The sequence below is a fragment of the Okeania sp. KiyG1 genome, from assembly GCF_014132355.1.
Taxonomy (GTDB): Bacteria; Cyanobacteriota; Cyanobacteriia; order Cyanobacteriales; family Microcoleaceae; genus Okeania.
In genome coordinates this window covers 98,122-113,244 of sequence record NZ_BLZO01000082.1, presented here as the reverse complement: position 1 = coordinate 113,244, position 15,123 = coordinate 98,122, and the positions used below count along the sequence as shown (strand labels likewise).

Annotated in this window: 9 protein-coding genes and 2 pseudogenes; 4 read left to right on the top strand and 7 right to left on the bottom strand. The window is 39.7% G+C overall.

What is annotated here, in order from left to right:
* Positions 1–60: 60 nt before the first annotated feature.
* Positions 61–336, top strand: a pseudogene (locus tag SAGCYANO_RS17805) (cytochrome); the annotation flags it as partial.
* Between the two features lie 292 nt (positions 337–628).
* On the opposite strand, the gene SAGCYANO_RS17800 reads toward SAGCYANO_RS17805, so the two are convergent.
* The 3 genes and pseudogenes from SAGCYANO_RS17800 to SAGCYANO_RS17790 form a co-directional block, all read right to left on the bottom strand.
* Entirely contained in the window at positions 629–1,600 is a 972-nt protein-coding gene (locus tag SAGCYANO_RS17800; RefSeq protein WP_202221303.1) for an ExeA family protein, read from the bottom strand.
* A pseudogene (locus SAGCYANO_RS17795) lies at positions 1,590–3,232 on the bottom strand (IS481 family transposase). Before SAGCYANO_RS17795 ends, SAGCYANO_RS17800 begins: the two are co-directional and overlap by 11 nt.
* Before the next feature lie 11 nt (positions 3,233–3,243).
* Positions 3,244–3,807 (bottom strand): recombinase family protein, encoded by a 564-nt coding sequence (locus tag SAGCYANO_RS17790; protein ID WP_202221302.1) that lies wholly within the window; start codon positions 3,805–3,807, stop codon positions 3,244–3,246.
* Positions 3,808–4,155: 348 nt separating this feature from the next.
* Between SAGCYANO_RS17790 and SAGCYANO_RS17785 the strand changes: the two genes are divergently transcribed.
* Positions 4,156–5,244 carry a patatin-like phospholipase family protein gene (locus tag SAGCYANO_RS17785; protein ID WP_202221301.1) on the top strand — a complete coding sequence of 363 codons (1,089 nt, stop codon included), beginning with the start codon at positions 4,156–4,158 and terminating at the stop codon, positions 5,242–5,244.
* 597 nt (positions 5,245–5,841) lie between these two features.
* Here SAGCYANO_RS17785 and SAGCYANO_RS17780 read toward each other — a convergent pair.
* The 3 genes from SAGCYANO_RS17780 to prfB form a co-directional block, all read right to left on the bottom strand.
* Positions 5,842–6,990: a redoxin domain-containing protein gene (locus SAGCYANO_RS17780; RefSeq protein ID WP_202221300.1), complete on the bottom strand. Its 1,149-nt coding sequence runs from the start codon at positions 6,988–6,990 to the stop codon at positions 5,842–5,844.
* A gap of 745 nt (positions 6,991–7,735) precedes the next feature.
* Positions 7,736–8,347: a hypothetical protein gene (locus SAGCYANO_RS17775; RefSeq protein ID WP_202221299.1), complete on the bottom strand. Its 612-nt coding sequence runs from the start codon at positions 8,345–8,347 to the stop codon at positions 7,736–7,738.
* Between the two features lie 932 nt (positions 8,348–9,279).
* Positions 9,280–10,402, bottom strand: a protein-coding gene (gene prfB / locus SAGCYANO_RS17770) for a peptide chain release factor 2 (RefSeq protein ID WP_202221315.1) whose coding sequence is annotated in 2 segments (ribosomal slippage) — positions 9,280–10,329 and positions 10,331–10,402 — 1,122 coding nt in all. Because the reading frame shifts where the segments join, the coding sequence is not laid out codon by codon here.
* Positions 10,403–10,832: 430 nt separating this feature from the next.
* Here prfB and SAGCYANO_RS17765 point away from each other — a divergent pair.
* Complete coding sequence (locus tag SAGCYANO_RS17765) at positions 10,833–12,089, top strand: transposase (RefSeq protein ID WP_237396283.1); 1,257 nt, start codon at positions 10,833–10,835, stop codon at positions 12,087–12,089.
* Between the two features lie 108 nt (positions 12,090–12,197).
* Here the strand turns inward: SAGCYANO_RS17765 and SAGCYANO_RS17760 are convergent, their stop codons facing one another.
* Entirely contained in the window at positions 12,198–12,926 is a 729-nt protein-coding gene (locus SAGCYANO_RS17760) for a Bax inhibitor-1 family protein (RefSeq protein ID WP_202221298.1), read from the bottom strand.
* An 816-nt stretch (positions 12,927–13,742) separates the two neighbouring features.
* Here SAGCYANO_RS17760 and SAGCYANO_RS17755 point away from each other — a divergent pair.
* Complete coding sequence (locus tag SAGCYANO_RS17755) at positions 13,743–14,441, top strand: PEP-CTERM sorting domain-containing protein (RefSeq protein ID WP_202221297.1); 699 nt, start codon at positions 13,743–13,745, stop codon at positions 14,439–14,441.
* Positions 14,442–15,123: the final 682 nt, after the last annotated feature.

Here is a 15,123-nt window from a genome sequence, read left to right as displayed (position 1 = left end):
AGAGTAGTATATGAGTTAAATTATTGAAGTATTTGACGGGTAAGAAATTGGTATGATAAAATGAAGAAAATCATCATCGGTGTGATGGGTCCGGGAAGTGGCGCTACTTCATATGACCTGAAAAATGCCTATAAACTTGGTCAATTAATTGCTCAAGAATCTTGGGTTTTATTGACGGGTGGGCGAAAGATGGGGGTGATGGATGCTGCTCCTCGAGGTGCGAAGTCCGTTAATGGTTTAACTATTGGTATTTTGCCTGGGAATAATTTTGATGGTATTTCTGAGGCGGTTGATATTCCCATTGTTACTGATATGGGTAATAGTCGAAATAATATTAGAGACTGTTTGTAAAACAAATCTTAAGAACAGCCAGATTTTTTAGCTGTAGCAGCCAGCAATAAGATTGTCCTCAACCAGCAATAACGATCATTTTGAGCCAGGATTAATTGCAACTAGATTGATATTTGAGCCAGAATTAACTGCAACTGAGCCAGGATTATTTGCAACTAGCCAGCAATAACTTTTTTCGGCCAGAATTAACTGCAACTAGAAGGCCATGATAGGGCATTCTTTAAGCCGTAAAGCTGAAAGAGCCTCAAAGACTGTTGATGTGATGAGTATAAAGTCCCTACAAAGGTAATCCAGCAGCCAACATCTGTTCCTGCAACTCACGGGCGCGACTGGGTTCAAGTTGACCTCGAAACAAAGAACGAATCTCCCCTGGTTTAGCATTAAACTGTTCAGACAGACTTTTGACGTTATAGCCATGACGAGTTAAAGTGGGTTCTAACTCATCAATTTGTTTAGAAAGAATTGATTCAATCACCGCTACAGTTACAGGCTTTTCACCCAGACGGTAAGCTTGCTCAAAAGCCAAAGATAAGTGCTGTTGAATTTGTAAAGGTGTTCTCAATTTTTGAGCTAGCTCATCAACAGCTTCAGGAACAATTAATTCAGAAAGGGGTGTATCTTCTGCCACACATTCTCCCAACAGCCACTGAATGTACTCCCCCTGGCAACCGCCAATACTATCCAAGGAGAAGACGGCAGTGCGATAGCCGATTTCCTCCATCGTTGGACGACGCAAGTCATTCTTAAGTTTAGGATGACCGCCCAACACAATTGAGAGAGTACCCCCTCCATCTTCTACCACCTCAATCAAACGCTTGAGTCCCGTTAAAGTACTATAGTGTAAGTCATGGGCTTCATCGATGAAAAGTGCAACTGGCTTCTTTCCCTTGCGAAAAAGTTCTCGCAGTTCGCGCTCCCGCTTTTCTCCAGAACTAGGAATCTTTACCTGCTTATCTGAAGATAAATCATAGAATAAAGCTGCAATCAAACTGGGTAATGTGGTTCGGTTTTTATCCACTGATAAAGATTGAGATACCCAGATTTTGCCTTCTTGCCTCAAAGCTGCCTGTAAACGTCTCATAGTAACAGTCTTACCACAGCCTACAACCCCTGTGATGGCAATTAATTTCCCCATACGAATTGCAGCAGAAATCTCTGTGAATAAACGGCGCAGGTGTTCTGTTTCATAGTAGCCCGCCCGCCGAAATTCCTTGACTAAGCCGAAAAATTGCTGCACTTCAGTCAACATCTTTGTTCCGCCTCCCACTCTGAAAGTAGTGCTGTACCCTTTCCAGAATCACTTGTTTTTCTAAAGTTTCCTCCAACAGTTCGTCGATAAAAGCCCGCTCGACTTCAGATAAACGAGCTAAGGGCAAAGCTAGGTAGTCAGCAATAGCACCCTTGGCTGCCAAGACTGTGGGGTAGCTAAACTCTTGGAAGGGGTCGGGGTCAATAAAGGGAACTACAACTAATCCAGGTGCTGTTTGAATTTGAGCCAAGAACTGGAATTCTCCGTCTCCTTGCCAGGCAGTAGTCGGCAGAACCAATTTTTTTGAGAGAGCTTCAATTCTATCAGCTCGTTGTTGGGTCTTACTTTTCTTGAATTGGCGATAGCGATGTAGGGGAATGGGGCCATCTACTGGTAAATAAGGGCCATATCTTTTTTCATCCTTTTCCACATACAACTCGTTGTCGAATAACCCCCACCAGAGGACAACCATCTCTCCAGCTAAATCTGGGTCTACTTCATAAGCCACTCCTTCAACGGAGATTCGCGCACAACCATCAACTTTTCTCTGCTCAGGTTCCCTGGCAAAGGTACAAAAGCGTTCCCAGCTACACATTTGCAGTAATCCTGTCTTGGGGAGATGTAGACGCCAGTCTTCAATGCGAGAATGGTTTTCTTGACGGTGAGGCTGACTGTTGTAGTTAAGCAAATACTGGTGTAACCAACGGTTGGCTTCAACTTCAGTTTCCGGTTGGTGGAAGTGATAGAGTGTTTCGTGAGCTTCCTTGATAGTGCGAAAAGGGCGCTCTACTTTGCCTTTAGCTCGTGCTGTAACTCGTCTGCCATCTTTACCGTTAGGTAGGTGGGTTACTACTTTTACTCCCAGACAGTCCATCACGTTCTGAAATACTCGACTCTTGGCGATCGGACCGTTATCGGCGTAGAGCATTTGTGGGATGCCTTGAAATGAAAACCCTTCAATGGTTTTAGCACTCATGGCGTTAAACAAGAACCGTAAAGCAGTTTCCGCGTCTTCGCCATAAGCACAGCGATATTCTTGATAACAAGCACCACTGCGGTCATCGACAACACTATAGAGCATTAATTGTGGTTTTCCTCGCCCAGACTGTACCCAAGGGGTTGCTTGAGATATTTTAAGTCGGAATGGCTCAAGTCAAAGTGCCAGCATTCATTGCTCTGTTCGGCTTGAAAGCGCACTGCTGGTGGCTGTCGGGTGAGGGATGTGTGGTCGTATCCCCAAGCTTTGAGATAATAGTTGACTGTACTTTTTTTCAGCAGTTCTTTTGGTGGTTGAATGAAACCGTCTGGGGTTTCTATGCCATATTCTTCTAGTAGTTCAATAGCTCGTACTGTGGAAAGGTGTCGCCCTTTAGAGTTGTTGGTGCGGATTTTCATCGCTGCTATTACCTCACAGTAATTCTCCATTTCTGAGCGGGTTAGTTTACGAGGTTTTCCTTTGTCGGAGCGCTGAATGGCTTTGGGCTTTTGTTGTCTTCGCAAGCTACGATATAGAGTATCTACTGACACACCATAGTTGGCAGAGGCTTCTTCAATTAGTGCGCGACGCTCCCGCGAACGTTCTGGTAGTAATTCCAACCTAGAGCGTAGTTGAACGAGTGCTTCAGAGGGAATTTGTTTGCGACTCACGTCGTTCCTCTAGCCTCCGCAATGTAGTGGTAAAGCGTTGGCTTGGAGATGCCCATCATCTGACAGATTTCATCAATGGTGTATTGGCTTTCATCGTAAAGTTTAACTACTAACTGGCGCTGGGCTGGTTTGAGGGTTTTGGGACGACCGCCTTTCCGTCCCCTGGCACGAGCTGCTTTTAAGCCTACTTGGGTTCGTTCTCTAATCAGGTTACGCTCGAATTCGGCTAAGGCTGCGAATAAGTGGAAGATGAGTTTACCGCTACTAGAGTTTGTAGCAATTACTTCTGTGAGGCTTTGTAGCTCTATACCTCTTTTTGAAAGAGTTTCTACTATCTCTATCAAATTTTTTAGTGATCGCCCGAGTCGGTCTAAACGCCACACAACTAATAAATCTCCGGTTCGAGCTACTTCAAGAGCTTTTTGTAAACCAGGTCTGGCTGCTGATGCCCCACTAATACGATCTTCATAAATCCGATGGCATCCCGCAGTCCGCAAGGCATCTCTTTGCAGGCTTAAGTTTTGGTCATCTGTCGAGACTCGGGCATAACCAATTAGCATGGGTGGGCCTCAGCCGTAAGGCAAGAAACTCATCACTAATTATTATATCTTACCTTAGATAAATTGACTGAGTTTTTTTACTTTTCTAAAGTCCTATTTTCGTATCTGTCATTGCTAAGAGAAAAGAGTAAAAAAAACGAACGTTTTCTTTACTTCTAGTTGCAAATAATTCTGGCTCAAAAAAGTTATTGCTGTCTGGTTGCATTTAATCCTGGCTCAGTTGCAGTTAATTCTGGCTCAAATATCAATCTAGTTGCAATTAATCCTGGCTCAAAATGATCGTTATTGCTGGTTGAGGACAATCTTATTGCTGGCTGCTACATTTATTATTCAAAAGGTAAATATCTCGTGAGCGATTCTAATTTCTTAATTTTGACCTGTGACGGTGGTGGTATTCGGGGTTTAATCACCGCTATGATTTTACAAGAACTGGATAAACAGGTACCTTTTCTGAATAAGATTGATGTCTTTTCAGGAACTTCTACAGGTGGAATAATTGCTTTAGGATTAGCAAGTGGTGTTCCCATATCAAAGCTAGTTAACATATATGCCAATCCTGGTAATTGTTCTCAGATATTTAACCCTTATAACCCTGGAGCGAAGATCGATCGTCTATCCGTGGAAAAGTTCACTAAAAGCTTAGATAATAGTAAAGAATTTGCGGGAATTGCAGAGATTATAGGAATTATAGATAAACTTTTGTATGTCAAATATGACAACACTGGCTTAAAAAATGTTTTGGAGAATAATTTAACATCACCTTCAAAATCCTTAGCCAATTTAGACCATAAAGTTTTAGTGACCACATTTCAGCTAGACAATACTGCCGATCCAAACAACCAGTCATGGAGACCACTTACACTTGATAATCTCCCAAACAATCTATTTAATAGCCAAGATACATCAATCTTAGATGCGGCTCTTTGTACCAGTGCTGCGCCAACCTATTTCCCTCCTTATCAGCATCCAAGCTATGGACTCTGTGTTGATGGTGGTGTCTTTGCTAACAACCCTAGCATATTAGCTTTAGCAAGGGTTCTCGGTTCAGGTATTCTTGGAAAACGGAATATTCAAAACATTAGAATGTTATCTATTGGTACAGGAACAACTCAGAGCTATCTTCCCCCTAGTTATCAACCCGATGGCCCCCTCAGATATGGTCCAGCAACATGGCTTTGGCCAGAGGCTGTAGGTCATACCCCTAGAATTCCATTACTTTCAATCCTCATGGATGGTTCCTCAATTCTTGATGATTTTGAGGCAGAAATGCTCTTAGGAGAGCAACAATATCAGAGAATAAATGTTCAACTTACAGAAAATATTCCTCTTGATGGTTGTTCTAACATTGGGAATATGCAAAGGCTAGTAAATAGTTACGTTGGCTCTCCGGAATGGAACAAGAAAAAAGAATGGGTTAAAAACAATTTTTTACAATAGTTGCTTCACTTGCCCAGAAAAAAACACAACAATAAGCAGAAACAATCAATGAAACTTAAAAAAAAAGGCGTTGGTGAAGCGCGTGTATGATACTAATCTTAATTATTGAGGAGTCAGGAGTCAGAAGTCAGGAGTCAGGAGGGAAGAAAGAAGAATAAAGAGGAATATAAGGAGAAAGTTTTTTGTTTGCGCTCTTATCCGGAGATAATATCATACCTCTTTTCACCAACGCCAAAAAAAAGTATTGACAGGAAAATGTTGTGAATGGCTGATTACACTACTAACCATTATTACCTTTGTCTAGGTTTGGCAAATATCGAACAATTAGATAAGTGGATTAAACAATTACATTACAAGAATGTGATTGTTGAATGGGCTGAATAAGGATAAGTCTAGTAGGCTACGTTAATGAAATGTAACGCACCTTATTTATGAATATTTGTTTGAAAATGGGAATTTGAACGCACTGCCTATCCCAGATGTTTCGGTGCGTTACGCTTTCGGTGCGGAATGCTGCGCAAACACTTTTTCCTGAGGGAATGCTCCGCTTTCCATGTAGCGCAGCGTTAACGAGGTTGTGCGTCTGAATTCTAAATTCTAAATTCTAAATTCTGAATTCTGAATTCTAACTACTGCATCATAATCATTCTGCGCTCTATTTTCATAATTATTCCTCGCTTCTGCTTCTTTATCTCCATAGAAAAAATTCAAAAGTGCAAACCTTAAACCAGATGTCACCGGAGTAGCTTCGTGCATCAAAGAAGAAGAAAAAATTACCGCACTACCAGTATCAGGTTTATAAAAATGAGGTCCGTATTCTGGAAATCTTAAAAATCCTCCCTCATATTCACCCACATTCAAATTTAATGTCATTGCAAATATTCGATGTATTGTACCCGGCGTAGTATTATCTCGATGTGCATTAAAAAAACCACCAAGACTGCCATCATAACGAGCTATTCTATACGTTTCATGTCTAGTAACATTAAAATTAAAAGCTTTTTTAATCTCCGGAAATACCCTTGACCTCATAATTTTATCTAAACTGGTAATAATTTCCTCATCTGTCACAAAATGGTCTCTTCTAATCTTATGAGTGTGGTCAATATATCCCACTGTTTTCTCACCTTTTTTACGCATAAAACCTGATTCATCATTACCTTTTGTATGCCAAATATCAATCAAATAATTACAATATTCTGGAGAAAAAACATTAGGAATTAATAGTACGGGAGCCTGCATCTGAATATGACGAGCTTCCTCTTTAGGCAGTATATATTTAATATCTTTTAATATTGCTTCAATACTACTTGATAAATATTTGAGATGATAAATTTTAACTATTCTTTGGTTAGGATTGAGTAAAAAAGCTACCCGGCTATATTGCATACTTTTCTGGTCATTATTTACAGGAAAACAAACACCATACTTACGACTGATTTTATTCTGAGAATCTGACAGCAATGGAAAAGGAATATTATATTCTCCAGCAAATTTTTGACGAAATGCTGATGAGTCAGAGCTAATTAGATAAACTTGTAAATTAAATTTATTAAAAGTAGGTATTAAGTCTCGAAATGCACAAGCTATCTCTCGACAAGCAGGAATTTCATCAGAGGCATAAAAAATTAGAATTGATGGCTTACCAGCTTCATCTCTAAAATAGAATAATTCTTCTGACTGGTCTGGTAAAATAAAAGGAGGAGCAGGATCTCCTAAACTTAATGTTTTTGTTGATGTAATCATTTTTTCAGTTATCAGTTATTAGGTAAGCATTTCCTAGGTCATGCTGCGCAAACAGCCGTCAGCCATCAGCTATCAGCTATTGCTTTTAGTTTAGGATAAAAGCAATATTTAATTGTCTTACTACAAAAGTTGCCTTCCTTGCCCTTAAAGTCTATATTAATTTAAACACTGTCCTATATGATAGACTCTTGTTGCTGATAGCTGAGAGCTAATAGCTGAATGCTTACGTTATCAGTTACAGCAGATTCCAACTATATGAAGTACAGATATTAATAATTAAATGTTCCCAGTCCGAGCATCTTGCTCGCGTGTGTGTACCTCTCCAAAAATTGCCTGTATCAGTTATAATAAAACTTACAGCGTATTTCATACATATTAGTAAGGTACACCAGTCGCGGGCAAGATGCTATAGCGGGCTACGAACACTTTACCATTTATATTTGTACCTCATTTACCTGAAATATGCTGTAATATCATGTCCGGATAATTAGCGATCAAAAAACTTTCTCCTTCTGTTCTCCTTTCTTTCCTCCTGACTCCTGAGTTCCCCTCCCCTCCACGGTCGGGGTTAGGGGTGGGTTGACTCCTGACTCCTCCGTCGTCTATTTATAACTGTTCAACCGGACATGATATAAAACGGGCGATCGCCAACCACTCACCAGAAAACTTAGATGAACAGGACTTACCCATAACCACTATATAACGCTGACTGCTGACTGCTGACTGCTGACCGCTGATAGCTATATTAACAAATAGGTTGCTTTCCTGGTTTCACAGCATGAATATACTCACTTCCAGAATTAGGCCAACCGCGACGATAAGCTGCTAACTCTGGTTTTCCCCATCCTAACTGTAGTAGCATCTCCAGAAAATTAGATTTTTCCCACTTCAACATATTTGCCCATTCTGTACGTTGAGCGATCGCTTCTACATCTTGTATTTCTATTTTGCGAAACTCTCGACCGCTACCCACACTTAAATATAAGTCCATCCCCATTGTCACCTGACTCCAGAAATTTAATACAGAAACCTTTGCTGCCTGCAAAATTTCTAGATCGCTCAATAAAGCAATTAATTGTTCATGGACTACAGGAAAACTAATAGTCTTGTCATTAACTGTCACCTGTCGCCACACAATACCAGAGACCAAATATTCTGTTTGATAGCGATGAATAGCAGCTTTAAAATCTTGATATGCAGTAAACTTTTGGAAAGCCTCTGGTTTGAGAAAATGGTCAACTACTGGATTTCCCGTGCGGGGAGTTGCTGCCAAATTCAGGCGCTGGCCTTGCAGACAAGCTTGGCGCTCTTCAGCCAGGATATCTATTAGCTCGATAGTGCTGTAGACCTTTGACATGAGGACATATTATAGTCTGGGTGGGATAAAATATCTTCATTGTGACATACTTTGGGTTAAAGAGGGAGTAGGGAGTAGGGAGTAGGGAGTAGGGGAGCGGGGAGTAGGGGAGTAGGGGAGTAGGGGAGTAGGGGAGTAGGGGAGTAGGGGCGAATGGCATTCGCCCTTGCTAAATGGCATTCGCCCTTGCTAAATGGCATTCGCCCTTGCTAAATGGCATTCGCCCTTGCTAAATGGCATTCGCCCTTGCTAAATGGCATTCGCCCTTGCTAAATGGCATTCGCCCTTGCTAAATGGCATTCGCCCTTGCTAAATGGCATTCGCCCTTGCTAAATGGCATTCGCCCTTGCTAAATGGCATTCGCCCTTGCTAAATGGCATTCGCCCTTGCTAAATGGCATTCGCCCTTGCTAAATGGCATTCGCCCTTGCTAAATGGCATTCGCCCTTGCTAAATGGCATTCGCCCTTGCTAAATGGCATTCGCCCTTGCTAAATGGCATTCGCCCTTGCTAAATGGCATTCGCCCTTGCTAAATGGCATTCGCCCTTGCTAAATGGCATTCGCCCTTGCTAAATGGCATTCGCCCTTGCTAAATGGCATTCGCCCTTGCTATATGTAGAGTCCCTGCATAAATAAAGTGTACAGTCCAGTAGTGGTGTGACACACCTAAAATGTTCTATAGTAGGGGCGGGTTCCGCGTTAAGTTAATGGTCTGACAAATTATTCAGATAAACCCGCCCCCGACCCAATAATGAAGTCAGAAGTCAGAAGTCAGTAGGGGCGAACGGCCGTTTGCTTCGCATAACTATCGTTAACGCCCGTACAGAAGTTGTTTTTGTAACGGGGACTTGAGTCCCCCTCCAAAAACATTTCGCCTTAAAAGGCGGGGTTGCGCGACCCAATTATTTTGATAATCTAATGCACTGCCTACATTAAGCAGACTGACTCTCGACCATTTGATTTTCCTGTCGCAGATAAGCTTCTATGAATGAGTCTAGCTCGCCATTCATCACATCTGTAATAGCAGTAGTTTCTTTCTGAGTCCGTAAGTCTTTTACCATCTGATAAGGATGGAAAACATAGTTACGAATTTGATTACCCCATGCTGCTTCTACCATATCACCCCGAATTTCACCAATTTCTTGAGCGCGTTGCTCTTTGGCAATTATCAGTAACCTAGCTTTGAGCAATGCTAATGCTTTTTCCTTATTTTGTAACTGACTGCGCTCTTGAGTACAACGCACAGCTAAACCTGTAGGAATATGAACAATTCGCACTGCTGTTTCAACTTTGTTGACGTTTTGACCACCCTTTCCACCAGACCGAGAAGTAGTAATTTCCAAATCTTTTTCTGGAATTTCCAACTCTACAGAATGATCTAGCACAGGCATCACTTCCACTCCTGCAAAACTGGTTTGTCGTTTGCCATTGGCATTAAAAGGTGAAATTCTGACCAAGCGGTGAGTACCTTTTTCTGCTTTCAGATAACCGTAAGCATAGCGCCCGATAATTTCCAGAGTTGCAGACTTAATACCTGCTTCATCTCCCTCAGAAATTTCTGCCAACTGTACCTTATAGTTATGGCTTTCTCCCCAGCGGGTATACATTCGCAACAACATCTCTGCCCAGTCTTGAGCGTCTGTACCTCCAGCACCAGCATTAATAGTAATAACTGCACCATTTTGGTCGTAGAGACCAGACAATAATTGCTGTAGTTCCCACCTGTCTAATTCCTGGTTGAGACCAGAGATAGTTGCTTGAGCTTCCTCCAATAAAGACTCATCTGTCTCCAGCTCCAATAACTCAAAGATAGCTCTAGTATCTTCCAAATTATTTTGCCATTGTTGATATTGCTGTAGATGGGATTTCAGGTCATTAAGCTCTTGCAGAGTATTTTGTGCTGTTGTTTGGTCATCCCAAAATTCCGGTTGAGCTGCAACTTGCTCTAAATCTTGGATTTTTGCTTTTAGTGCCGGAATGTCAAAGATAGTCCTGGGTTTTTCCCAGACGAGAGGACAAATTTTCAATTTCTCGTTTAATGTCTAATACTTCCATGGCGATCGCCTCCTGTCGATAAAAATATAGCAATTAGCTTTCAGCTTTTTTGTTTCTTTGAGCTTGTGGTTTTCCATGCAGGTTATATATTTAACTTATACACAAACCATTATTCAACATAAACTATACAATAAAACCTGGTTGATTTCAGTGCTAGGTTTAGCACTAATACCGAGTTTTTCAAATTTTAGCTGTTTTAAGCAGAAGTCCCACACTGAAAGCGTGCTTAGTCAGTGTGGGATGAATGCGTGATTTTTTTTCTACAATGTGTGTCAATTTCTCAACGTTTATCTTGTACATTATCTGACTAATTCATAATTGTTAATCATTAATTAGTCATGATTTTGTCATGTTTTTTTCATCTTTAATATCTGGCAAATATGTATATAAACTATGATAATATAATTCTGGTAGTTCAAGAAATATCGAGATGAGAATTGCTTACCAATATAAATTACGTCCAACAAAAACTCAAGCAGAAAAAATAGATAAAACTCTGGAAATGTTACGTTTCCAGTACAACTATATGTTGGCTCAAAGATTTGATTGGTGGAAGCAAAATAGATGCTCAATTAATTCTTGTCCTTTAATTTGCCACTTGCCAGAATTAAAAGACCAACCGACTTACTATAGTCAAAAACAATCATTACCTAAATTAAAAATCGATAGACCATGGTACAAAGATATTCATTCTCAAGTATTGCAAGAAGTACCAAAAAGAGTTGAGTTAGCCTTTGATAGATGGATGAAAAGTGATAAGTCTGGAAAGCGTCTTGGTAAACCAAGATTTAAAGGATTGAACCAATATAAAACTTTTGTTTATCCTCAATTTAAACAACACTGGTTTGTTAATAATCAAGTCAAGTTGTCTAAAATAGGTGATGTCAAAGTAATTGTTCACAGACCATTGCCAGATGGATTTATGATTAAAACTGTATCAGTTACGAGAAAATCTAACGGTTATTTTGTCACTTTTAGTTTAGAGGATCAAACTGTACCCGAAATCAAACCAGATATAAAACGAGGTAAAATAGTAGGTATAGATGTAGGTTTAATTGATTTTGTAGTAACTTCTGATAATGAATCTATACCTGCTCCTAAATACTTGAGAAAAGCTGTTAGCGTTTGCGGTAGCATGACCATAGGAAAGCTTTGCGTTAGCAAATGTAAACTTAAATCAGCCCAAAGGAAAGTATCTAGAAGAAAAAAGGGCAGTAAGCGTAGGCAAAAAGCAATTAAACAATTAGCTAAGAAACATAGAAAGGTAGCTGATACAAGAAAAGAGTTTCATTTCAAAACGGCTAATAATTTATTATCTAATTACGATATTGTAGCAGTTGAGAAACTGAATATAAAAGGTATGGCTAAGTCTAAATTAGCAAAGTCTGTACATGATGCAGGGTGGGGTCAATTTAATCAAATATTAACTGACAAGGCTGGAAGAGCTGGTCAGTTAATAGTCAAAGTAAAACCTCATGGAACATCAACTGAATGTAGTAATTGTGGACATAAAGTCAAGAAAACTTTAGCTCAAAGAAAGCACAATTGTCCTCAATGTAATCTATCAATTGGGCGTGACTTAAATGCTGCAATTAATATCAAGAATAGAGCAAAGGCTTTGATTAAAAACCTACTACCAACAACAAGGTTTGAAGGATATGAAGGCGTACAATTAAGCCTATTCTAACTAATTTAATTGGAGCGGTGGGGCATCCCGTGCTAGCTCAGTCAATGTTCTCATAGAGAAGTCGCGCTCGTAGCCCACACTGATTACAAGAATCAGCGTGGGAGTATGTCACTCGCGACTATTAATAGCTATCAAAAGTCGCAGAATAAAGATGAATAGGTTGATGTAAGTTAAGTACATTGAGAGAGCTGCGGAAATATACTGCTCGTCGCGATAAGTACGGGGCAAGATGTAGAAATCTACTACTGCAGCGCCAGCAAATAGAAATACACCTATGCCAGAAATACCTATTTCTAACCAGCTTGGAGTATAAACACCGAAAAAGCTAAAAATAACTTGGCCGACAAGTGCTACTAAGAGAGCCATTACTCCCAGGCTGACAGTTTTAGTCAAGGCCATGCCATCTTCTTCAGATAGATTTGAGCCTATTTGACGAGCTGCTATAAAGGTGACACCACAACCGAGGGCAGCAAAACCTACTCCCCCAATACCTACTCCTGGGGTTTTTAAGGCCACAAATACTAAACCACTCAGGGTATAGCCGGATAATAAGCTGTAAGTAGCTAATAAAGGTAGAGCTACGTTATTATTGCCTTTCTCCGCAATTCCACGGGCAATAAAAAATAATGCTAATTCGCCGATCAGTGCTACCCAGAGTGTGGGCAGAAATATACTAGGGTTAGACTGCAGCACTTGTAGGCCACCAAAAGTACCTACTGCTGTGAGAATTAGGCCACTACCTACAAAAGGTAGAGCATTAGAAATCACATTAGGGCCAACTAGGTTTTGACTTTGGGCCTCACGAATTGCTTGACGAAAATTGCTGGTATTAGCCATAAGAGTTTCCCTTAATTACAAAAAAGGACTTTTGTTAAGAAAAAGTCAGGAAGACAGTAGGGGCGATTTCGTTCCGAATGCTGTCGCAAACGCGTTTGCGGAGCATTCCGGAGGAAATCGCCCGTACAGGAGTCAGAATTAAATTTAAGATGTACGTTAATTAATTCTGTTTTCTGGACATTGTCAGTCGCCAATCTGAAGACTCCTTTACTTCTAGCTGACTTCTTATATCTACATATTATTATTGTGACATTTTAGCTAGATTTTTGTCTATAGCATATTATAGATTTTTTGTCAGTAATTGGAAACGTACTTTACAATATTTTGTTATTTTCGCTCAAAATTCAACTTAGCTTAGTAGAAAATACTTAGTCACATCACTGAGTTGTGTAGACTAATTACTTAGAATTGGACTTGAAGTCTGTATAAACCTTTTTTTTCCTCATTTTTCATATGTATCAAGTAGGTAAAATCAATTAACTAAATATATCTACGACTATTTATCTAATTTGTTAATACTGTTATGTATGTGATTAAATATACTTTAATTCCGTCAATGTCTCTGGTAAAACAGCATTGAATAGAGTAAAATTTGCAGTAGAGTTTTTTAAAGATTGAGTAAAGTCTGGCAAAAAGGGTTGCAACACTTAGGTGAAATTAGCTAGATTATATTCATCAGGGCAAGAGAGGTTCACAAGCCACTAACACTAATGAGAAGTATCAATCTTCAACTTAAGTAGCTCAACAGATAAGAATCTAAGTATTATCCTCATAATCACTGAGTAAATAACTAACTAATTATTAGGAGTCTAAAAAATGAAAAACCAAATCGTTGCTTCCATCGCTGCTCTTCCTTTCGCTTTAGGTACTGCATTCGCTGGTGCTGGTGTTGCTAATGCTGCTGGATTAACTGGGGGTTTCAGTGTAGGTAGTGTCATGACCACTATCGAATTGTCAGAAGGTCAGTTAACTTTCGATCCAAACCCAGGTCCAGTAGGACTTGCTGTTACAACTGGAAGTTTTACGAATTTTAACTCAGCAGCGATTAAAGGCCCCTTAGAATTTAATGGAAATACTGGTACTCCATATACAGTAACTTCTTTTGCCGATCCCTTTTTTGATTTTGGTAACTTAGATTTTCCTGGAGTAGATGCTGGTGGCGGTACCGGTAGCATAGAAGATGGTATTAATACCTTTTCTCTAACTAAGTCTACAATAGATGTAATGCAGATGGCAGGTAATCCTAATGTAGATATATTAGTATCTCTTCATGGATTTTTTGAGGATGAGAATGGCCACAAAACCCACGGTAAAGGTGACTTAACACTTCAGCTAGCAGATACAAGTGTTGCAGAAGTTGAGAGTATTTTCAATGGAACTAATGATGCTGCAAGCGCAACCTTCTCTGCTGCTTTAGTGGCGGAAATGAAACCAGTACCCGAACCAACTGTATTATTCGGTCTAGGTGTAGTGACTGCAGGTTTAGTAACTAGCCGCCGCAAGAAAAGCTCCTAAACTAAAGGTTGATGATTGTTTGTGCGATCGCTCTGGTCTAATTAATAATATCCTAATATTAGTCAAACTATCAGAGTGTTTAAAAAACAGCGATCGCTTGCTTCAACCTAACTATTTTTAAAATCAATCATAAGATACTTAGATTTTTACATCTATACTTATAAAAAAATATCTATGAAATCAACTCTTAGAGCGGTTGCTAAGTAATTAGCGATCGCTTATTTGTTTGTTTTAGCAATATTGTATACTATAGCGCTACGCGAATACATTAGGACATAGTAAAAATGCGCTTAATAATTATTGCTCAGACCTGATTACACGAACTATTCTCATCTTTATATTAAGTGCAACTTCATGGATAAATGGTATCAGTTGCCAATTCCAACCCTCCTCTACTTCTAGCTGACATTTATATCTAAAATATTCAGAACTTACGCCATAGGAAATCATACACCATTTGTAGGGGTTAACGGCCGTTAACCTATATCTAGTTGTTATGCGTAAGTCCTAATATTGTGACATTTTTGTTGGATTTTTGTGTTTAGCATATTACATCTGTTTTTGTCAGCAATTTGGAACGTACTTTACAATAACTTGTTATTTTCGATGAAAATTCACTTGAGCTTAGTAGAAAATACTTAGTTACATCACTGAATTATATAGACTAATTACTGATAATTGA